This window comes from Mucilaginibacter sp. dw_454, assembly GCF_018449775.1.
Classification (GTDB): domain Bacteria; phylum Bacteroidota; class Bacteroidia; order Sphingobacteriales; family Sphingobacteriaceae; genus Mucilaginibacter.
The window spans coordinates 18,732-40,237 of record NZ_JAAVVB010000006.1 but is presented as its reverse complement, the minus strand read 5'-3'; the positions used below and the strand labels follow the sequence as shown (position 1 = coordinate 40,237).

The window sequence follows — 21,506 nt, the reverse complement described above, 5'->3', positions numbered from 1 at the left end:
AGATGAAAAAGATATTTAAATACACTGCTCTTGCTTTGGTAGGTGTGGTTCTTTCAACAACGGGTTGCAGAAAGGATTTTGATAAAATAAACACCAATTCTGCCACTTACAACCAAAACAACTTCGATCCCAACTATGTGTTAACCAGTGCACAGTTAGGCTATTCTGGTAGTTCAGATTTTAGTTATGATACCTGGCGCGCTAACCTGATTTACTGCTCAACCATGATGCAGGGCTTTTCAACGGTTATCAGCTACTGGGCCGGCGATAAATATATTTTAAACGCTGATTATACTGCAGCCTATTGGGGCTTCGCAGGGGGTACACCAACTGCCGGCGACGGCGCATACCCTGAGCAGGTTAGGCCTATTGCCGACGTAGTTCAATCAACTGCCGACAAGCCACAATACAAAAACCTGCATCAAATTGCACGCATCATGAAAGCGCTTATTTTTGAACGTATAACTGATTTGTATGGCGACGTACCATATTCGCAAGCCGGACTTGGTTATTATGACAAAACCTATTTCCCGGTTTATGATAAACAACAAGCTATTTACATGGATTTGTTGAAGGAAATATCAGAAGCTACCACAGCTTTAGATCCAAATGGAGATAAACCAAGCGGTGATAAATATTATGGCGGCGATATAGCTAAATGGAAAAGATTTGGTAACACCTTATTGCTGCGCGTTGCTATGCGATTGAGTAAAGTAGACCAGGCAACAGCAAAACTTTATGTGCAAAAAGCTATAGGTAATACCATGACCAGCAACGCTGATGATGCTGCCTTTATGGGCGATGCAGCAGGTGGCCGTAATACCATTAACCGTAACAGCCAGATTTTATTAGGCGATGGCGGACAGGAGAACTATTACACCCGTTGGTCTAAAACGTTTATTGATTTCCTGAAAACCAATAACGACCCACGCCTGACTAAAGTTGCGGTAACCAATTTATATGTTGACGAAAATACTAAGGCTCAAAATCCGGCTGCTAATGCCACGGCTCCGGCACAAAAAGGCATGCCTAATGGCAAGGACCTCAGCGGTATTGCCGGACAGGATATCCGTCAGGATGGAAGCTTCACTACCTTTCCGGATTACTCATCACCAGCCCCTAATTTGATTAAAAGAGGCGGACCGACATTTGTGCTTACCTATGCCGAGTCTGAATTGTTATTGGCTGACGCAGCAGAGCGTTTTGGTTTAGGTGGCAGTGCGGCAGATCATTATAACAATGGCGTTGAAGCTTCGATGATGTATTTAGGCGAATATGATCCGTCATCGGCAGTAAGCAAAACTGATGCTGATGCCTATTTAGCTGCGCATCCGTATGTGCAGGCAAATGGCTTGGAAATGATTAATCACCAATACTGGACTTTAACCTGCACCATGCTTGATTTTTATGAAGCATGGTCAAACTGGAGAAGAACCGGTTTCCCTGTTTTAATACCTGTTGTTTATCCGGGCAATAATACTGGCGGAACTATTCCGCGCCGTTTCCCTTACCCTATTTCAGAGGCGGGAACGAATACAGCAAACTACAACGCAGCACATAATGCCGTTGTTGGTGGCGACTTGTTGACGTCTCGCGTGTGGTGGGATGCCAACTGATGTTTGATTGATGGATCCCCGCTGGTTTCTCGGCGGGGATTTTTTTTACTCCTTTTATCTTAAAATAAGCAAATAATTTATTTGCGCTGAATAACTATGGCCCGATTAAATCTCTTAGAAGAGACCCGTTTTGAAAAATTGCCGGTTACGGTTTATCCCGATCAGCAAATAGCATCCATAAAAGTTGCCCGCCGTATTGCCGATTTGATCATCGCTAAACAAAAAAATAATGAGCAAGCCATTTTAGGCCTGGCCACCGGCGTAACACCTATTAAGGTTTATGCAGAATTAGTGCGTATGCACAAACAAGAAGGTGTAAGTTTTAAAAACGTAATAACCTTTAACCTGGACGAGTATTATCCCATGCAACCCACATCGGCCCAAAGCTATGTAACCTTCATGAACGATAACCTGTTCAATCATATCGACATCGACAAAAACAACATACACATACCCGATGGCACACTTGCCCAAAATGATGTGGCGCAGTTTTGCCTGAAATACGAACAAAAAATAACCGCGCTGGGCGGCCTTGATCTGCAAATACTAGGTATAGGCCGTACGGGGCACATCGGTTTTAATGAGCCGGGTTCGGCACCTAATTCGGGCACCCGCCTGGTAACCCTGGACGATCTTACCCGCGGCGACGCTGCCCGCGATTTTGGTGGTAAAGAGAATGTCCCCACCAAAGCCATCACCATGGGTATAGGTACCATCTTCAAAGCCAACGAAATTATATTGATGGCCTGGAATGAAAAGAAAGCTGCCATTGTTAAAAAAGCGGTTGAGGATGAAATCTCTGGCGAAGTACCCGCTACTTACCTGCAATTATCAGACAATGTAGAATTTGTGTTGGACGAAGGTGCGGCATCTGCCCTAACCCGTTTTGACACACCATGGCTGGTAAAAGACTGCGAGTGGACCAACGACCTGAAAAAGAAAGCCGTGATTTGGCTGGCCGACACGTTGAACAAACCCATCCTCAAACTAACAGAGGATGATTATAACAACCATGGTATGGCGCAATTGGCCGTAACACAAGGCCCGGCATATAACATCAATATTGATATTTTTAACCAGGCACAGCACACCATAACCGGCTGGCCGGGTGGAAAGCCCAATGCCGACGATTCGCAACGCCCCGAGCGCGCAGTGCCTGCAGTAAAAAAAGTGATCATCTTTTCTCCTCATCCGGACGATGATGTGATCTCGATGGGTGGTACTTTCATTCGTTTGGTTGATCAGGGTCATGATGTGCATGTAGCTTACCAAACATCGGGCAATACGGCCGTTTGGGACGATGACGTATTACGGTACATGGAATTTGCTATCGACTTTAATAAAAGTATTGACGAGAGCGACGGCAAGTTGCAGTCAATTTATAGCGAGATGCGCGAGTTTCTGGCGCGCAAACAACCTAACGAAGTGGACACCACCGCTATCAGAAACGTAAAAGGCTTTATTCGTAAAACGGAAGCGATATCCGGCGCAAGATTTGCTGGCTTGCAGGATGACCATATTCATTTTATGGCGCTTCCGTTTTATGAAACTGGCAAGACCCGCAAGAATACTGTCGGCGAGGAAGACATCAACCTCACCATCCAATTGCTACAACAGGTAAAACCGCAACAGATCTTTGCGGCAGGTGATTTTGCCGATCCGCACGGTACGCATGTGGTTTGCTTTAATATCATATTGGAGGCTCTAAATCGCCTTAAAAAGACTGAAGCCTGGGTGAAAGATTGCTGGCTGTGGCTGTATCGCGGCGCATGGCATGAGTTTGCTACGCATGAGATTGAGATGGCTGTACCACTGTCGCCACAAGAGGTTATCCGCAAACGTAACGCTATCTTTAAGCACCAATCGCAAAAGGACAGACCGGTATTCCCCGGCGAGGATGCCCGCGAGTTCTGGGTACGTGCCGAGTACCGCAACCGCGAAACCGCCCGCTGCTATGATCGCCTTGGCCTGGCGGAATACGAAGCCATGGAAGCTTTTGTGCGCTACCGTTTTTAATCTAAACAATACCAGATCAACACTGTCGCTAGTTTGATGGTGTTGATCTATTATCTTATCTTTCCCTGAATTGCCCAATCAATGAAACACTTGCTGCACCCTTTACTCTTTATTGTCCTGCTATCGAACATCGCGTTAGCACAAAACAAATCCATTGATATCAGTAGCAGCTTAACGCTCAAGTGGGAGACATTGGAAAATAACTATAATAACAAGCCGCTGGCGCATGCGGTATTGACCATATCGGCCCAAGCTATCGCCCTGCCTGCTAAAGGCTGGAAACTCTATTTCAACTCTGACGAACCCGTGGTACCCGGCTCATTGACGGGAGATATTAACGTTACGCATGTAAACGGCGATCTGTATTACTTCTCTCCGTCTGCCAACTTTCAGGGGATCAAAGCCAATAGCGAATTAAATATTGAAATGGTGCTGCTGAACTGGCTCATCAATGTATCAGATACGCCTAAAGGATTTTATTTGGTTTGGGACGGTTCACCACAGGTAGGGCATCCGCTCAAAGCGCCGGTTCTAATACCATCTACCGAACCCAAGCAGTTAATGCGTGTACCTACCGACCAGGTGCCCGTAGCTACGCCACAGTGGGTTTATGAGCAAAATAAAAGCATACAGGACATACCCGCTGACAACTTAATTAGGGTATTCCCGACTCCTGATAGTTACCAGAAAACAGTAGCTACCTTTAAACTGGATGCAGGAGTTAAGATTGCCGCTGATCCCTTGTTTAATGCGGAGGTCAGGCTACTTAAAACAGAGCTGGCCAAGTTGTTAATAGCATCAAAGTCAACCGCCCTATCAGGGCAGATCAAACTGGTTAGCAAGCCCATGGCCGACGAGGCTTACGAACTGCAAGTCACTGACCATATCATCACCATTGCTGCATCATCAGCTGCTGGGATCTTTTATGGCATCCAATCTCTTAAAACTATGTTACCCGGAGCAGCCTGGCATCGACCGCAAAAAAACATTATGGTGCCCGGCGTTGCAGTTACTGATAAACCCCGTTTTGGTTACCGCGCCTTCATGTTGGATGTTGCGCGTAACTTTCAGCCTAAACAGGAGATCTTGAAAGTGCTGGATGCGATGGCGCTTTACAAACTCAATGTGCTTCACTTCCATTTAACCGATGACGAAGGTTGGCGACTGGAAATACCAAGCCTTCCTGAACTAACGGCAGTTGGCGCTAAACGTGGATATGCTGTTAGCGAAAGCCAAAACCTAATGCCTGCATTTGGCTCTGGTCCGGCAATAAACAATGCCTCGGGTACCGGCCATTACAGCAAGGCTGATTTCGAAGAGATATTGAGATATGCCACCCAAAGACACATTCTGGTGATACCGGAAATTGAAAGCCCGGGCCACGCGCGTGCTGCTATTAAGGCAATGGATGCGCGGTATCAATTCTATACCCAACAACATCAACCGGCCAAAGCTACCGAGTACTTGCTGCGCGATTTAGGTGATAGCTCAAGGTACACTTCGGTACAGTATTATGATGATAACGTAATTGACGTCGCTCTTCCGTCGACCTATAAGTTCATGGAAACGGTAACCAACGAGATTGAACGAATGTATGCTGATGCCGGTGCGCCGCTCAAGAGCATCCACTTTGGTGGCGACGAGGTGCCGGGCGGCGTTTGGGAGAAATCGCCGGCTTATTGGAGTTTGATGAAAGTTGATACTGCTATCAAAACAACTGATGACCTGTGGGGATACTACTATGGCCGCATTAACCGGATGTTACAAGCGCATCACCTATACCTGACGGCCTGGGAAGAAGCGGGCTCCAAAAAGGTTGTGCAAGGCGGGATAAAGAAAAGCATTATCAATGCCGACCTGCTTAACCAAAACCTGCACCTGGAGGTATGGAATAATGTGATAGGCTGGGGAGCCGAAGATCTGGCCTACAAGCTGGCCAACCAGGGTTATAAAGTGATTCTGTCGCCGGTAAGCAATCTGTATTTTGACATGGCTTATAACAAGGCATTTGATGAGCCTGGCTACTATTGGGGCGGCTACGCCGATGTAGACAAAGCGTTTAACTTCATACCGCTCGACTACTTCAAGAATACCACCAGAGGCCATTTAGGTGAGCCGCTTGCACCAACCTTCTTTGCGGCTAAAGAGCGGCCTACCGTTGTTGGTGCAGCCCATATAGCAGGCCTGCAAGGCGCTTTATGGGCCGAGACCTTACAAAGCCCACAACGCATGGAATATATGCTGTTGCCTAAACTATTGGGCCTTGCCGAACGCGCCTGGGCCAAAGACCCCGATTGGGCAACCGAAGCTGACACTGCCAAAAGCAATGCTATGTACAATGAAGCCTGGTCGCGGTTTGTAAATGTTTTGGGTAAGCAGGAGCTGCCAAGACTAAGCTATTACGCCGGCGGCTTTAACTACCGCATCCCGATGCCGGGCGCGATAGTTAAAGATGGTATGCTGACGGTAAACAGTCAGTTCCCCGGTTTGCAGCTACGTTATACTACTGATGGCAAAGCGCCAACAATGACAAGTCCACTTTACAAGCAACCTGTCCCCGTTAAGGGCATGGTGAAAGTAGCGACATTTGATAGCGCCGGTCGCTCAGGCAAGGTAGCTATCGTTCAATAACCCTATTTAACCAGCAGCGCCAATTGGCCGCGGTGATTACTTAAGTGATTGGTGCGGCTCAGCAATACATTCAGGCGGTTGCGGTGTGGCTCTTTGGCCAGGTCTTCGGCAGAGATATTAGCATGGCGGCCAAACCATTCTTCAGCCTTCAGCTTGTTGATGTGCCCGTTTAGCTTCTCATTAACCGCTGTCCATTGTTCGCGCAGTTGAGCTATTGACGGCAAATCTGCATGCTCTTTATCAGGCGATTGCACAAATACCGGGTACAATTCCGGATACAGCTCATCTCTCAATAATAACAACGACAGCATCTTGTCATGCACGGCAACTAAATGGCCCAACAGGTAAACACCCCGGTTCTTACCCGGCGATACTTCTTCCTGTAGCTGTTCATCCGTTAGCTTATCTAAAAGCTTCGAAGTGGCGGCTAGCTGTCCATTCCAGCTATCTACAGCCATCTTTACAAATATTTGATCTTGTTCCATGGTTAAAGGTTATTACAATGGCTGTAAAAATAGATGTTAAGTATTGACAAATTATCGCCTTAACGTAAACATAATATATAGTGACATTGGAGGGCTGTTTTGTTTCACGTGCGTGTGCAACAGATGAAACAAGTGAAACAGAATTTTATTACAAAAATCTATTAATCAATATATTACAAAAACAGCGTGAAACAAAATGAAACAGTAAAAAATACTTTTAAGTCATTTTTTGTTTCACGCTGTTTAACAAATCCTCATGGTGGGAAATCAACATAACCGACTGAAAAAAGCTTGTTAGTTCCTTTTTAAACATATAAATACTAATAACCGCTACACAACAAGCGGATAATATTGCTTACCTATCGTGTAGAGTCCCGATAGCTATCGAGAGCTTCATCATTCCTCCTCGCAATATCGCAACAAAAAAGGGTGTCATGCTGAGGCACTCGAAGCATAAGGGCAAAGGCCTCCGCTCACCCTTCGAGGGCCTCAGGGTGACACCCCTATTAAATCCCCCCTACTTATTAAAAAACGAATCCATCGTTTTCTGTCTTTTCGGATCGGGTTGCGGCTCTTGTTTGCTCTCCTGGTTAATTACCATCACGTTGCCTGTTTTAATGGTATCCCAGGTTGGCAGGCCTGGCCCGTTAGGGTTACCCGTTTTTACGAAATTTGTGAAGAAGTTTTGCATAGTTTCTGAGGTTTTAAAATCATCAGGTGTCCAGGCGTAAACTTTATTGGTTGGCAGGTTACCCAGCGCATATTCAATCTCTGAGGCATGCGCAGCACCCGGCGAATGATCTACTGTACCGGCGGGCGCATTAGCCTGTATCGGGCGACGTTTGTTAAAGAAATACCGGTATACCGGTTTGTGCCCTGTCTTGCCTTGCATATCAATAAACTTCCAGGTGGCGTAAGCGATAAAGCGATCTGAAGCCAGGTTGGTGGCCGCTTGCGCTACGTCCGCATCTGTTGCTGCGGGATAGGCGTCCAGAATGTCTTGCGCACGCTCATTATACATTTTCTTTACCGCAGTTCTATAATTATCTACAGTAGCATCCGCTCTGCCTAAAACATTACCCGGGCCACCCTCTGCCGAGTTCCAGCCAGCCAGTAAGGCCACATCCATTTGCTTACCTGCATCAAAAATCTTTTGTGGAGATTCAGGCAGGAAATAACCATCAACATCGCACTCAAAATGTGCGCGTTGCGATAATTTCAGCAAAGTATCCGCAGGAATTTTGCGCAGATCCGCCAATGAATTGGCGCCTATCGAAGTCGCGAATTTGACAGCAGCATGCTCGGCATCAGCCAAAGGTCTTGGCGATAAATTACCCAGTAATGAACCACTTTCGCCAATAGCTGCTCTAAATAAACCTTTTGACAGTGGCGACGCTACTTGTCCGCATACCGACATAGAACCAGCCGATTCGCCTGCAATGGTTACTTTATTAGGGTCGCCGCCAAAGGCCGCAATGTTTTTCTGTACCCAAACCAATGCCGCGTGCTGATCCATCAGTCCGTAGTTGCCTGATGCATGATGTGCAGATTCGGCAGTTAGTTCCGGATGCGCCATAAAGCCAAAAATGCCCAAACGGTAATTTACCGTAACGGTGATGATGCCTTTCTTAGCCAGCGCTTCGCCGTCATAACGATATTCGGAGCCATCGCCTGCCTGGAATCCTCCCCCATAAAAATAAACCAGCACGGCCAGTTTTTGTCCTTTAGCTTGCGGCGGTGTCCAAACATTCAGGTACAAGCAATCCTCCTTGGTGCCATCGCTCCTGAATTGCATATCGCTATAAATATAGCGCTGCATAGCCTGCGGACCAAAATGATCAGCCTTGCGCACACCGGTCCAGTTTTTGGGTGCTTGCGGCTCTTTCCAGCGCAAATCGCCAACCGGCGGCAAAGCAAACGGAACGCCTTTGTATGAAACTACGCCGCTGGCTTCGGTAACACCTTCTAATGTGCCGTTAGCCGTTTTTACCTGCGGATTTTGTGCATATACAGCCATGCCTAATAGTGTAAATACTATCGAAAATATTTTTTTCATGATTTTTAGTAGGATAATCGGTTAGAGCAAATTTAACATTTGCGGGCGCAAACGGGTCTGTATGTGTGTAAAATAGTTGGTACTATCGGCGGGGGACTCACCCCGACACCGCTCCGCTTGTCGACCCTCTCTTCGCCGTTGGCGGAAAGAGGGTGCTTAATAAAAGGAAAATTGTCATTCTGAGCATAGCGAAGAATCTTATCGAAGCGTACAAGATCCTTCGCTATGCTCAGGATGACAAAAAACTTATCCCCTGCGCTATCCGAAGTTTGCAACTTGGGTAGCGGATAACACTAATAAACTATACCGTCATTGCGAGGAACGAAGCAATCTCTACAACAGACAGTCAATAGGATAAATCTCATCGGCGACAGCCAACACGATAGTTGTGCACATTGATTAGCGAGTGTAGAGATTGCTTCGTTCCTCGCAATGACGGCTTTATTAAAATGCAGCTCCGTAGTGCGGGTAACCACACTAAAACAACAAAATAAACACCGACCCCTCATGCTCTACAGATTGCACCTGGATATTGCCCTTATGTAGCATCATAATCTGCTTACATAAACTAAGGCCTATGCCGCTGCCCGATTTACGGGTACTAAAAAAAGGAATAAAGATCTTATCAATCAGGTCAATCGGCATACCCACACCGTTATCGGCAATCTTAACGATGGGTTTATTATTGGGCGATAGCTCGGCGCTTAGGGTAATAGCCGGCTCGGGGCGATCTTTTACAGCTTCGATGGCATTTACCAGTAGGTTGATCAGTACCTGTTCAACCAGGTTCAGATCAATTTCAATAGCCATTTGCGTATCGCGCAGCACAATATTTAACTCGATATTTTTTTGCGCCAGGGTGGGCTGCATCAGGTTGTTCAGGTTCTCAAAAAGGTCGCGCACTAAAACCTGCTTTAAATCAAGCTTGGTAATTTTATTGAGGTTTCGATAGCTTTCGGTAAATTTTAACAGGCCCTCACTGCGGCGTTTAATGGTGTCTATGCCCAGCTCCAGGTCGTCCAGATCGGCATTATTGCGGGTTTCGGCACTGTAGCTTTTCAGGCGATTTTTCAGCGTGTCGGCCAGCGATGAAATGGGCGCTACCGAGTTCATGATCTCATGCGTCATCACATTCAGCAGTTTTTGCCAGGCTTTTGATTCAGTTTCATCCAGCGCTTCGCTGATGTTCTGGAAAGCCAGCAGACGATAGATCTTATCGTCGCTGCGCATTACGCTCACGGTCAATAAAATCTTTACCAGTTGTTTATTGCGCTGGATGGAAACTACCTTGCTGTCGCCGGGCTTTAGTTTCATAGCCTCGTTATACAAAGCCTCGTCGCGTTTTTTTAATGAGTCGATAGTCTTTAAATACGGAATGCCGAAGATCTTTTTAAACGACTCATTGAGCCAGCCTATCTGCCCGGTTTCTTCCTCGTAGGATATGATGCCGGTATCTACCAGTTCCAGGATCTTTTGCAGGTAATGGTATTGGGTCTCGCGTTCGCGGCTAATCTCTTTAAACGTGGTATTGATATCGTTAAAACCTTTACGCAGCGGCTTTAATTCGGTCGATGCCCTGCCGACATCAAAGTGGCGCGAAAAATCACGATAATGCACAGACTCGGCAAATTGCTGCACTTCCTGGTGTGTCTTTTTTTGATAGCGTAGCAGATCGGCCAGTACAAAACCCACCAGCGGTACTGCTATCAGCAAGTACACATATAAATGATTTACAACAATAATACAGCTACCCAGCAGCGTTAAAAACAGCAGAGCCACCCGTACCAATATGCGTAATTCGTAACCTTTAAATATCATATTTACTTAGTCGGCGGTATAGCGCAGTGCGTGTTAATCCCAGTTCTTTAGCGGCGCGGGTAATGTTGCCGCTATGTTTTTCTATAACGCGCAAAATGGTGGTCTTTTCCAGCATACTCAGCGGCATATCGTCCATTACTTCAACCTCTGCAGGTGCAGTTTCTATCGACGAAAATATCAGGTCGGCAGCCGAAAGCACATTACTATCTGCCATAATCACGGCGCGTTCCATGGTATATTGCAGTTCGCGCACGTTACCCGGATAATGATAGGTGCTGAGTTTTTGCAGCGCACTGTCATCAAACGTTATAGCCGGTTTTAAATATTTGGCAGCATATACACCTGCAAAATGCCGGGCCAATAGTTCAACGTCATCACCACGTTTGCGCAATGGCGGCATGGTTACTTCTACGGTGTTAATACGATAGATCAAGTCCTTACGGAAACGGTCATCATTGGCCAGCTCCTGCAAGGGCAGGTTAGTAGCGCAAATCAGGCGGATATCAATATCAACAGGTTTGTTATTACCCAGGCGGGTTACCTGCCGGTTTTGCAACACGGTAAGTAATTTGGCTTGTTGTCGCAGGGAGATATTGCCAATCTCATCCAAAAATAAAGTACCGCCATTTGCATCTTCGAAACGGCCGGAGCGGTCCTCCCGCGCATCGGTAAATGCACCCTTTTTATGGCCAAACAGCTCGCTCTCAAACAGGCTTTCGGTAAGCGAGCCTACGTCGACTTTAATAAATGGTTTGTTGGCTCGTAATGAACGCTCATGTATGGCTTTGGCAATAAGATCTTTACCTGTTCCGTTTTCGCCCAGTATCAGGATGTTGGCATCGGTCGGGGCTATCTTATTTACTTTTAAAAACACATCCTGCATTAATGGCGACTCGCCGTGCAGGGTAGTTAAAGTGGCGTTATTTTTTGGCGAAGATGATTTTGAAGCGCCATCGCTGTCTTTTTTATCCAGCAGATCTTTGATTACTTCAATCAACTTATCGTTGTGCCATGGCTTCACCATAAAATCGGCAGCACCTTCTTTGAGCGAGCGCACGGCCAGGTCGATATCGCCATAAGCTGTGATCATAATCACAATTGCATTGGGTTTCCACTCGCGGATCTTGCGCAGCCAGTATAAACCCTCATTGCCGGTATTAATGGCGCTGTTAAAGTTCATGTCCAGCAAAATAATATCAACCGTATTGCGCTGCAGCAGGCTGTTCAGATTTTCCGGATTTTTTTCGGTAATCACCTCCTGTGCTTCGGTCTTGAGCAAAAGCTTTACGGCCGTTAGCACGTCCGGGTCGTCGTCAACAATTAAAACAGTGGCTTTTTTGAGTAACATACAATACGTGAAATTACAATTAAATATAATAAGTATATTATGTTGGCTTTTGGCAATAATGTAACCATAACCGTAATTAACTGTAAAACAATTTTTTGTAGCCGAACCGGCAAAAACCACTGTATCAAAACCGAACACTTGCTGTGTCATAAACGAACGGAAAAATTTGAAATACAGCTATCATTTATTTGATTTACAGCAGGTTATATTGTGGCACGTTGTTGTATTGGCATACCGTATACAAATGTGATCTGAATAAAATACCGTGGATAGAATAATTGAAAAGAAAAAGTGGAATACCAAGCGCCTGTTAACTATAGGCGGCATAACCGGCCTTGTTTTATTAATAGGCGGCAGCATCTATTTTACCTCGGGTAAAAGCAAACTTTCTGTTGATACCGAACGCCTGACTATAAGCGAGGTTACTAAAGGGCCATTCGTGGTTACCATACCCGTTAACGGCGCGGTAATGCCCATTAACACCATATACCTTGACGCAGTTGAAGGAGGCCTGGTAGAAGCAAAATATATAGAGGACGGCACCAATGTTAAAAAAGGCGACCCCATACTGAAACTATCCAACACAGATCTGGAATTGAACCTGGCCAACCAGGAGACTGCGGTGTATGCGGCTCAAACCCAAATGCAGATCTCGCAAAATAATGCCGTATCAAACACCATCAATAAACTGAACCAAATGGCCGATGTGGATAATGCCTATACAGATGCCGAGCGGGTATATAAGCTGGATAAACACCTGTATGCCGAGAAAGCTATAGGCCAGCAGGAATACCAGCAGGCCGTTAATACTTACGAGTATCAATTGAATCGTAAAAATTTAACCCGCCGCATCCTGAAACAAGATACCGCCCTGGTTAAACAACAAGACAAACAAGCGCAGGAGCAATATGCGCAAATGAAAAACACACTCGACCTGATGCGCAAAAAGGTGTCCGACTTAACTGTCCGCGCGACGGTTGACGGGCAATTAACCTCTATGGACTCTGAAGTTGGACAAAACAAAAATAAAGGGGAACGTTTGGGTCAAATTGACGTCTTAACAGGGTATAAAGCAAGGGTTGATGTGGACGAGCATTATCTTCCCCAGGTATATATTGGGCTTAAGGGCACGTTTGATTTTGCCGGCAAAAGCTATACGCTGAAAATCAAAAAGGTATTTCCGCAGATTACTGCCAATAAGTTCCAGGTGGATATGGTGTTTGACGGCGCGGTTCCTACAGGAATTCGCCGCGGACAAACGCTGCAGATCTTGCTGGCGCTGAGCGACGAGACCAAACAAGTGCTTTTACCAAAAGGCGGCTTTATTGAAAAAACCGGCGGTAACTGGGTCTTTAAACTGAGCGCAGATGGAAAAACAGCTTATAAAGTCGACATCCAATTGGGCAGACAAAGCACCGATAATTATGAAATACTGCAGGGCTTAAAGCCTGGCGATAAAGTGATCACCTCAAGCTATGAAACTTTTGGCGACATACAGGAACTCATACTAAGTAAAAACTAAACCAAAAAATATTAAAAGCACCCCTTAGGGGTAGGAGGCTAAAAATGATAAAGATTACCGATCTGCAAAAATATTACCGCACCGAGGAGGTGGAAACCATCGCCCTGAACAAATTATCTATCGAGGTTAAAGAAGGCGAGTTTGTGGCCATCATGGGCCCATCGGGTTGTGGTAAATCAACTTTGTTAAATATCCTGGGTTTACTTGACGACCCGGACGGCGGCAGCTATTTATTTAACAGCATAGAAGTGGCCGATTTTAACGAACGGAAACGCGCCGACCTGCGCAAGCATAACATCGGTTTCGTGTTCCAGAGCTTTAATTTGATTGACGAGCTTACCGTTTTTGAAAACGTGGAACTACCATTGATCTATACCGGCGTACCGGCTTCAGAGCGCGTTGGTCGCGTAGAAAAAGTACTGGACAAGATGCAGATTATGCATCGCCGCAATCACTACCCGCAGCAGCTGTCGGGTGGCCAGCAACAGCGTGTGGCGGTCGCAAGGGCCGTGGTAAATAATCCAAAATTAATATTGGCCGATGAGCCTACGGGTAACCTGGACTCAAGCAATGGCAACGAAGTTATGGAGCTGTTGACAGATTTGAACGAACAAGGCACTACCATCATTATGGTTACCCACTCAGAGCACGATGCGCGCTACAGTCACCGCATTATTCGCCTGCTGGATGGTCAAACCGTAATGGAAAATATAATGATCTAAACACCAATACCTCTTTACAATTAGTTAGTTAAGTGCGCTTCCCGGTTCTTTCCCGTTATTGGGGAAGAACCACCAGGAAGGCTTTAAAAGCAACCTGCCATGATCAAGAATTACTTTAAAATAGCCTTCCGCAATATCAGTCGCAACCTGGGCTTCACCTTTTTAAATATTTTCGGATTGACGCTTGGCGTGGCGGCATGTCTGTCTATCTTTTTAATTGTACGCAACGAGCTAGGTTACGACGGCTTTAATAGCAAAGCAGATCGCACTTACCGCGTAACGTTAAACGCTATTGATTTTAACGCTAATGTTTCGATGGGGATCATCCCAACCATGCGCACCTATTTCCCGCAACTGGAGCATGCTACACAGGTATTTTATCAAAAGGATGTTACTTTAAAAATTGGCACAAATCATTTCTCTGAAAAGAATTATGTGTTTGGAGACAGTGAATTAGATAAGGTTTTCGATTACCAATGGCTGGCTGGCGATCATAACACGGCCCTTTCATCTCCTAACAGCCTGGTTTTAACGGAGAGCCTGGCTAACAAGTATTTTCCGCATGGTAATGCTATGGGGCAGGTTATTGAATTGGACAATAAAATCGCCAAAGTTACCGGCATCATCAAAGATCCGCCGACTAACACCAGCTTGCCTGTAGGCGTAATCTTATCTGTCAGTACATTCCAAAAACAAGTTGAAGGTATGTCTAAGCATTTTTGGGCAATCCCCGGCGGCAGCTACGCCTACATCGTTTTGCCTAAAAATTATTCAATACATACACTCGAAAAACTAATTCCAGGTTATATAAAAAACGTATGGGGCAAGGATGTCGATGCGACAGTGAAGATGCCATTGCAGCCTTTACGTGATATTCACTTTGATCAGCGCTATATCAATAACATCATCACCCCTACTTCAAAAGATACTTACTACGCTTTAATCGGCGTGGCTTTGCTCATTATTATTACGGCCTGTATCAACTTTATTAATTTGGCTACTGCGCGTGCTATTAAGCGCGCCAAAGAGGTTGGTGTGCGCAAGGTTTTAGGGGCAAGCCGCCCGCAACTGATTGGCCAGTTTATGGGCGAGATCACTTTGATGGTATTGGTATCAGTGCTGCTGGGTGTTGGCCTTTGCGCATTATTTCTATCGCAGGCAAATGCCTGGATGTCTGTCGATATCTCTCCCGATCAAATCTTACAGCCCCAGGTATTAAGCTGGATAGCGGCGATAGCTGTGGTGGTTATTCTATGTGCAGGGCTTTATCCGGCCTTTGTACAATCGGCTTTCCAACCGGTAGATTCATTCAAGAATAATTCAGGCACATCAACCAAAGGTTTGACTTTACGCAAGGGTTTGGTGGTCATGCAATTTACTATATCGCAGGTACTTATAGTCGGGACTCTAATTGTTGCGAGCCAGATGGACTTTTTCCGCAACCAGGATCTGGGCTTTAATAAGGATGCGGTGATAACTGTAAATATGCCCATAAAAGAAAAACGCGAAGTATTTCAACAGCAATTGGCCCTTATGCCAGGAGTAAAAGAATTTAGCGTTTCATCCGGGGCGCCGTCGTACAATGACTCATTCTCGCCCTTTTCTGCACCTGCTTTGGGCTTCCCAAAAACAAACGTTACCGAGATAAAATTTATCGACGAAAAATATACTGATATGTTTCAGCTGACCATGTTGGCAGGCGAAAAAATAACGCGCAAAGCGGATAATGACACGTTGCACAAAGTGGTAGTCAATGAAACTTTAATGCATGATCTGGCAATCCATGATCCGCAGAAAATGGTTAATCAACGCATTAACGTTAGCGGAGATATGGCTACAGTGATTGGTGTAGTCAAAGACTTTCAAAGCGAATCGAAACACAAGAAAAGAAGGGCTTGTGTTTTGGAATATGTACCTGGTATGTTTTTTAATGTCAGCATTCGTTTGCAATCTAAAAACATGCCGGCTACAATAGCCGCTATCGGTAAAGATTGGAGTACACTCTTTCCTGATGATGTATTCAAATATGAGTTTATTGACGAGCACATTGCTAAGATGTATCAGCAAGAGCAGAAGGTTTATGCCGCTTTCCAATTATTCTCCGGCATTGCCATACTCATTGGTTGCCTGGGCTTATATGGTCTGATTGCCTTCGCGGCATCGCAACGCACAAAAGAAGTCGGTATACGTAAAGTGTTGGGCGCGCCACTGCGCAGCATCATTGGTTTATTTACCCGCGAGTTTGCTTTTTTGATAGGCATAGCCTTTTTAATTGCCGCACCGCTGGGTTATTATATCATGCATAAGTGGCTTGAAAACTTTGCTTATCACATTCATATCGGTCCGGCAATTTTTGTGGTAGCTATTGCATCGTCAATGGTTATTGCGGCTTTAACAACCGCGCATCAAACATTAAAGGCCGCGTTGGCTAACCCGGTTAAAAGTTTAAGGAGCGAATAGATCATAAAATAAGCAGATCATGATTAAGAATTATTTAAGAAGCGCGTGGAGAAACCTTAAAAGGCACAAATTTATTTCGGGCATTAATGTGTTAGGATTGACAGTGGGTATAGCTTGCTGTTTGATCATTTTAACCTATATTATTAAAGAGCTTAGTTACGATACTTACAATGCTAACGCTAAAGACATTTACCGCGTAACCCGGATCTTTAAAGCAAACGATGGGTCGGTAAGCTTACACCTGAGCGCGGTTGCACCGCCATATGCGCATTTGTTGAAGAATGAGTTTCCGGATATTAAAAAAGTAACACAGATATACCCTATCGGCGGCGTAACGCTTCGTTATAAAGAGAAACTGCTTAACGAAAAAAACGCCTACATGGCCGATGAAAATTTCTTCGATTTTTTCACATCCAATATCCTGAAAGGCGATGCCAAAACCGCATTGAATGAGCCTTACAGTGTAGTAATAACCGAGGAGCTGGCTCGTCGGTATTTTGGCAATGAAGACCCTATTAACAAACAACTGCTATTTGATAACCAGTTAAACTTTAAGGTTACCGGCGTTTTTAAGGACCTGCCGGCTAACTCGCAATTTCATCCGGAGATATTAATGTCTTTCAGTACCCTGAATGATGAGAAAGTCTTTGGCAAAAAAGCGCTGACCAATTGGGGTAACAATTCATTTTACACTTACCTGCTGTTTCCGCCAAATTACAATGTGGCACATATCGCTGCTCAGTTGCCGGCATTTATTGATAAAGTGATGCCTGGCGGCCCAAATAATCATCCTTCTAAATACACCGAACTTACCCTGCAAAAATTCCTGGATATCCATTTAAAATCTCACCTGGATAGTGAGCTTGAAGATAACGGTGATATTAAACGGGTATACATATTTTCTGCAATTGCCCTCTTTATCCTGCTGATAGCTTGTATCAACTATATGAACCTATCAACTGCCAGATCTACGCTCAGGGCTAAAGAAATAGGCGTACGTAAAGTAATAGGTGCACAAAAGAAGGAGATCATTACACAGTTCCTGAGCGAGTCTGTATTGATTGCTTATGCTTCATTGATGCTGGCAGTATTAGCAACTTGGCTGGCGCTCCCCGCAATCAATCATATTGCTGATCTTGGATTGTCTTTCGGCAGCTTATTACAGCCTGACATCATTTTGGCGATAGCGCTTTTGCCTTTAGCCGTAGGCCTGTTAAGCGGCGTTTACCCTGCTATATTTATGTCGTCTTTTAACCCGGCTAAAGTACTGAAAGGCTTATTCAAAGCCGGCTCGGGTAGTTTATCATTTCGTAAGGTTTTGGTGGTTACCCAGTTTTCTATTTCCATTATACTGATCGTTGCTACCACCGTAGTATTACAGCAATTAAAATACATCCAAAATAAATCATTGGGTCTGAGTAAAGACCAGGTGGTAGCCTTAGGCAACGGTATTCCTGCAGAAACATTTGACGCTTTTAGAACTGATTTATTAAGAGACCCGTCAATCAGAGAAGTAGCACGCTCCTCCAGGTTTCCGTCCGACCGTTTGTTGGACGATCAAAGCATGTCTGTGATGGAGAATGGCAAATTGCAACCTGTACAGGCTGATGTTAAATATGTAAATACCGACTACGGCTTTGTGCCAACTTATGGCATCAAAATGGCCGCCGGCCGAAATTTTAGCCGCGATTTTGGAACCGATAGCAACAACTATATAATCAATGTCGCAGCGGCCAAAATGATAGGCTGGAAAACACCCAATGCAGCAATAGGCCATGACGTGAAATATGGCGACATCAGCGGAAAAATTATCGGTGTTACGAATGATTTTCACTTTGAATCATTACACCAGGATATTGTGCCCATGATTATGCGCATGCCCGCTTTCGGTAAAGAGAATTTTAGCAAGGTGGGTATCAAACTTGCCGGTAGCCATGCCAGCGCAGCTTTAAAAACCATTGAACAAACCTGGCGCAAATACCAGGCTAATACGCCTTTCTCTTATTACTTTTTGGATGAAAGATTCCAGAAACTATATACCGCCGAGCAGCAACAAGGCACCTTGTTTACCATATTTTCATTCATTGCCATATTTATTGCTTGTTTGGGTCTGTTCGGCTTATCAGCGTTTACCATATCGCAGCGCGTAAAAGAAATAGGCGTACGCAAGGTATTAGGCGCCAGCGTACCGCAGATCGTTATAGAGCTATCTAAAGATTTTCTGAAGCTGGTTATCGTAGCATCGGTAATAGCCTTGCCTATTGCCTGGTATGCCATGCACAAATGGCTGCTGGATTTTGCATCGCGCATTAGTATTAGTGTTTGGGTGCTGGTTATGGCCGGGACCGCCTCGCTGGTTATTGCGTTTATTACCATCAGTTTTCAATCTATCAAAGCCGCGTTAGCTAACCCGGTTAAAAGTTTACGAAGCGAATAAAACATTTAAATCGTCAAGCCATGATCAAGAATTACATTAAAGCCGCGTTTCGTACCCTCATCAAGAACAAGGCATACAGTTTCCTCAACATCTTTGGTTTGGCTATTGGTATAGCCTGCGCTTCGCTGATATTTTTATGGGTTGAGGACGAGGTGAATTTCGATAGCGTAAATGTTAAAAAGGACCAACTATATATCTGTCGCGAAAATGAAAAATATGATACTTATGTATTAACGCACTCATCTACGCCTGGCGTAATGGGTCCGGCTATAAAAACAGAAATACCGGGTGTGGCTAATGTATGCCGCACGTCAGAGGATCAGACTCCTTTACTATTCAGCGTTGGCGATCATTCGGTATATGCTTCTGGTAAATTTGCAGAGGCATCTATATTCAGCATGTTTACTTTACCTTTTGTACAGGGAAATGCAACTTCAGCCTTTGCCGAATTGAAATCGGTAGTAATTACAGAAAGTGCCGCCAAGAAATTTTTCGGAAACGACAAAAACGTAGTAGGCAGATCAGTCAGGGTTAGTAATCAAAGCGACTACATTGTGTCTGGGGTGATTAAAGACATTCCTTCAAACTCATCCATGCAATTTGAATGGATTATGCCCTTTAAACCGTATTACGACCGTAGCCCCTGGTTATGGAAATGGAGCAACTATTCGTTAACCACTTATGTGGAGTTAAAGCCCGGCGTAAATCCGGAATCGGTTAACAAAATACTATATAACTACATACAAAAACGTGTGCCCGAGGCTTTGGGGCATACCTTCTTGTTTTCAATGAACAACTGGCATTTACGTAACGCTTTTGACAATGGTAAAATGACAGGCGGTGGCCGCATAGAGTATGTGCATCTGTTTACCTTGATAGCCTGTATTATCCTGATTATTGCCTGCATTAATTTTATGAACCTGGCCACCGCGCGCAGCGAAAAACGGTCGCGCGAGGTTGGGGTACGCAAAGTGCTTGGCGCGGGCAAAGCAGCGCTGATTTTTCAATTTATTGGCGAGGCTTTATTTATGGCCTTTATTGCAGCGATGGTTGCTGTGCTGATTGTATTATTGGCACTGCCTGCGTTTAATTTATTGGTGCAAAAACAGCTTACTGTTGGGTTCAATAATCCCAATCATATTTTCGGTTTAATAGGCATTACGGTAGCCTGCGGCATAATTGCCGGTAGTTACCCTTCGCTGTATTTATCGTCGTTTAACCCTATCGCGGTTTTAAAAGGCATCAAATTAAAAAACAGCGGTGCCGCTTTTATTCGTAAAGGATTGGTGGTTATCCAGTTCAGCGTATCCATCGTCCTGATCATCTGTACGGTTATTGTTTATCAGCAAATACAACATGTAAAGGGCCGTCAGTTGGGTTTCAATAAAAACAACCTGATAGAAATGAACCTGCAGGGCCAGATGGCGGCGAACTATGATGTCATTAAACAAGATTTGATCAGCAGCGGTTATGCCCAAAACGTAGCACTGTCTGACCACTCTATTATATATGGCGGCAATAACACCGATGGTATGGAATGGACCGGCAAACCTCCCGGTTCAAAAGTTTTAATATCTACCCGCTATGTAACTCCCGAGTTTTTCGAAACGTCTAAGTTAACCTTACTGGAGGGCAGAAACCTTACCGTTGCAGATACCGGTAAACCAATACGCATGGTAGTAACCAAAGCACTCGAAAAGCTAATGGGCAAAGGCAGCGCGGTGGGCAAAACCATGCATTACCATGGCGATACAACTACTGCAGTCATAGTAGGTGTAGTTAATGATTATGTATACGGCAGCATGTACGATAAGCCAGATCCGGTTCTCTTCTTCACTACCAAGCCGCAAAATGCATCTGTAATGTATGTGCGCATCAATGGGCATAAAGACATTGAAAAAACGCTGGCCGCAATACAGGTTATAATGAAAAAGGACAACCCTTCTTACCCATTTGATTACCGTTTTGTCGACGATCAATTTAACCAGATGTTTTTAAGCGAAATGCTGATCAGTAAGCTATCGCGCGTGTTTGCTACGTTGGCTATTGTAATATCCTGTCTTGGTTTGTTTGGCCTTGCTGCTTATACAGCAGAGCGTCGTACCAAAGAAATAGGCATCCGCAAGGTTTTGGGAGCAAGTGTCGGCAGCGTTACTACATTACTTTCGAAAGATTTTTTACAACTGGTGCTACTATCTTGTTTAATAGCATTCCCAATAGCGTATTGGACCATGTTTAACTGGCTTAAAACTTATCAGTATCATATTAAAATACAATGGCAGGTATTTGCTATTGCGGGTATAGCGGGTGTATTAATTGCCTTTGCTACCATCAGTTTTCAATCTATCAAAGCCGCATTGGCTAATCCGGTTAAAAGTTTACGAAGCGAATAAAC

At 44.9% G+C, this 21,506-nt stretch carries 12 protein-coding genes; 8 read left to right on the top strand and 4 right to left on the bottom strand.

Annotation, left to right across the window (positions count from 1 at the left end; translation table 11 throughout):
• The first annotated feature begins 2 nt into the window (after positions 1-2).
• The 3 genes from HB679_RS16845 (at position 3) to HB679_RS16835 (ending at position 6,263) form a co-directional block, all read left to right on the top strand.
• Positions 3-1,616: a SusD/RagB family nutrient-binding outer membrane lipoprotein gene (locus tag HB679_RS16845; RefSeq protein WP_214073186.1), complete on the top strand. Its 1,614-nt coding sequence runs from the start codon at positions 3-5 to the stop codon at positions 1,614-1,616.
• Positions 1,617-1,712: 96 nt separating this feature from the next.
• Positions 1,713-3,632, top strand: coding sequence for a glucosamine-6-phosphate deaminase (gene nagB / locus HB679_RS16840; RefSeq protein WP_214073185.1), 1,920 nt, complete (start codon positions 1,713-1,715; stop codon positions 3,630-3,632).
• A gap of 81 nt (positions 3,633-3,713) precedes the next feature.
• Positions 3,714-6,263 (top strand): family 20 glycosylhydrolase, encoded by a 2,550-nt coding sequence (locus tag HB679_RS16835; protein WP_214073184.1) that lies wholly within the window; start codon positions 3,714-3,716, stop codon positions 6,261-6,263.
• Between the two features lie 2 nt (positions 6,264-6,265).
• Here HB679_RS16835 and HB679_RS16830 read toward each other — a convergent pair whose 3' ends face one another.
• From HB679_RS16830 to HB679_RS16815, 4 genes are all read right to left on the bottom strand, one after another.
• Positions 6,266-6,748 (bottom strand): DinB family protein, encoded by a 483-nt coding sequence (locus HB679_RS16830; protein ID WP_214073183.1) that lies wholly within the window; start codon positions 6,746-6,748, stop codon positions 6,266-6,268.
• A gap of 517 nt (positions 6,749-7,265) precedes the next feature.
• Positions 7,266-8,804, bottom strand: a complete 1,539-nt coding sequence (locus HB679_RS16825; RefSeq protein WP_214073182.1) for a carboxylesterase family protein — start codon at positions 8,802-8,804, stop codon at positions 7,266-7,268.
• A gap of 477 nt (positions 8,805-9,281) precedes the next feature.
• Entirely contained in the window at positions 9,282-10,622 is a 1,341-nt protein-coding gene (locus HB679_RS16820; protein WP_214073181.1) for an ATP-binding protein, read from the bottom strand.
• Complete coding sequence (locus tag HB679_RS16815; RefSeq protein ID WP_214073180.1) at positions 10,612-11,970, bottom strand: sigma-54 dependent transcriptional regulator; 1,359 nt, start codon at positions 11,968-11,970, stop codon at positions 10,612-10,614. The genes HB679_RS16820 and HB679_RS16815 overlap by 11 nt, the downstream gene beginning before the upstream one ends.
• Positions 11,971-12,235: 265 nt before the next feature.
• Here HB679_RS16815 and HB679_RS16810 point away from each other — a divergent pair, with 265 nt between their 5' ends.
• The 5 genes from HB679_RS16810 to HB679_RS16790 all read left to right on the top strand — a co-directional run bounded on the left by HB679_RS16810 (position 12,236) and on the right by HB679_RS16790 (position 21,504).
• On the top strand, positions 12,236-13,492 hold the full coding sequence (locus tag HB679_RS16810; protein WP_214073179.1) for an HlyD family efflux transporter periplasmic adaptor subunit: 1,257 nt from the start codon (positions 12,236-12,238) through the stop codon (positions 13,490-13,492).
• Between the two features lie 44 nt (positions 13,493-13,536).
• Positions 13,537-14,214, top strand: a complete 678-nt coding sequence (locus tag HB679_RS16805; RefSeq protein ID WP_214073178.1) for an ABC transporter ATP-binding protein — start codon at positions 13,537-13,539, stop codon at positions 14,212-14,214.
• A gap of 99 nt (positions 14,215-14,313) precedes the next feature.
• On the top strand, positions 14,314-16,674 hold the full coding sequence (locus HB679_RS16800) for an ABC transporter permease (RefSeq protein WP_214073177.1): 2,361 nt from the start codon (positions 14,314-14,316) through the stop codon (positions 16,672-16,674).
• Positions 16,675-16,693: 19 nt separating this feature from the next.
• A complete protein-coding gene (locus HB679_RS16795) occupies positions 16,694-19,111 on the top strand; it encodes an ABC transporter permease (RefSeq protein ID WP_214073176.1) in 2,418 nt (805 codons plus the stop codon).
• A gap of 20 nt (positions 19,112-19,131) precedes the next feature.
• The gene (locus HB679_RS16790; RefSeq protein ID WP_214073175.1) at positions 19,132-21,504 is read left to right on the top strand and encodes an ABC transporter permease; all 2,373 of its coding nucleotides are present in this window, start codon (positions 19,132-19,134) and stop codon (positions 21,502-21,504) included.
• Positions 21,505-21,506: the final 2 nt, after the last annotated feature.

What these genes read in the sequence shown, in the direction of transcription:
- HB679_RS16845 (WP_214073186.1), top strand. Translation starts at nt 3, where the DNA reads ATGAAAAAGATATTTAAATACACTGCTCTTGCTTTGGTAGGTGTGGTT.
- nagB (WP_214073185.1), top strand. Translation starts at nt 1,713, where the DNA reads ATGGCCCGATTAAATCTCTTAGAAGAGACCCGTTTTGAAAAATTGCCG.
- HB679_RS16835 (WP_214073184.1), top strand. Translation starts at nt 3,714, where the DNA reads ATGAAACACTTGCTGCACCCTTTACTCTTTATTGTCCTGCTATCGAAC.
- HB679_RS16830 (WP_214073183.1), bottom strand. Translation starts at nt 6,748, where the DNA reads ATGGAACAAGATCAAATATTTGTAAAGATGGCTGTAGATAGCTGGAAT.
- HB679_RS16825 (WP_214073182.1), bottom strand. Translation starts at nt 8,804, where the DNA reads ATGAAAAAAATATTTTCGATAGTATTTACACTATTAGGCATGGCTGTA.
- HB679_RS16820 (WP_214073181.1), bottom strand. Translation starts at nt 10,622, where the DNA reads ATGATATTTAAAGGTTACGAATTACGCATATTGGTACGGGTGGCTCTG.
- HB679_RS16815 (WP_214073180.1), bottom strand. Translation starts at nt 11,970, where the DNA reads ATGTTACTCAAAAAAGCCACTGTTTTAATTGTTGACGACGACCCGGAC.
- HB679_RS16805 (WP_214073178.1), top strand. Translation starts at nt 13,537, where the DNA reads ATGATAAAGATTACCGATCTGCAAAAATATTACCGCACCGAGGAGGTG.
- HB679_RS16800 (WP_214073177.1), top strand. Translation starts at nt 14,314, where the DNA reads ATGATCAAGAATTACTTTAAAATAGCCTTCCGCAATATCAGTCGCAAC.
- HB679_RS16795 (WP_214073176.1), top strand. Translation starts at nt 16,694, where the DNA reads ATGATTAAGAATTATTTAAGAAGCGCGTGGAGAAACCTTAAAAGGCAC.
- HB679_RS16790 (WP_214073175.1), top strand. Translation starts at nt 19,132, where the DNA reads ATGATCAAGAATTACATTAAAGCCGCGTTTCGTACCCTCATCAAGAAC.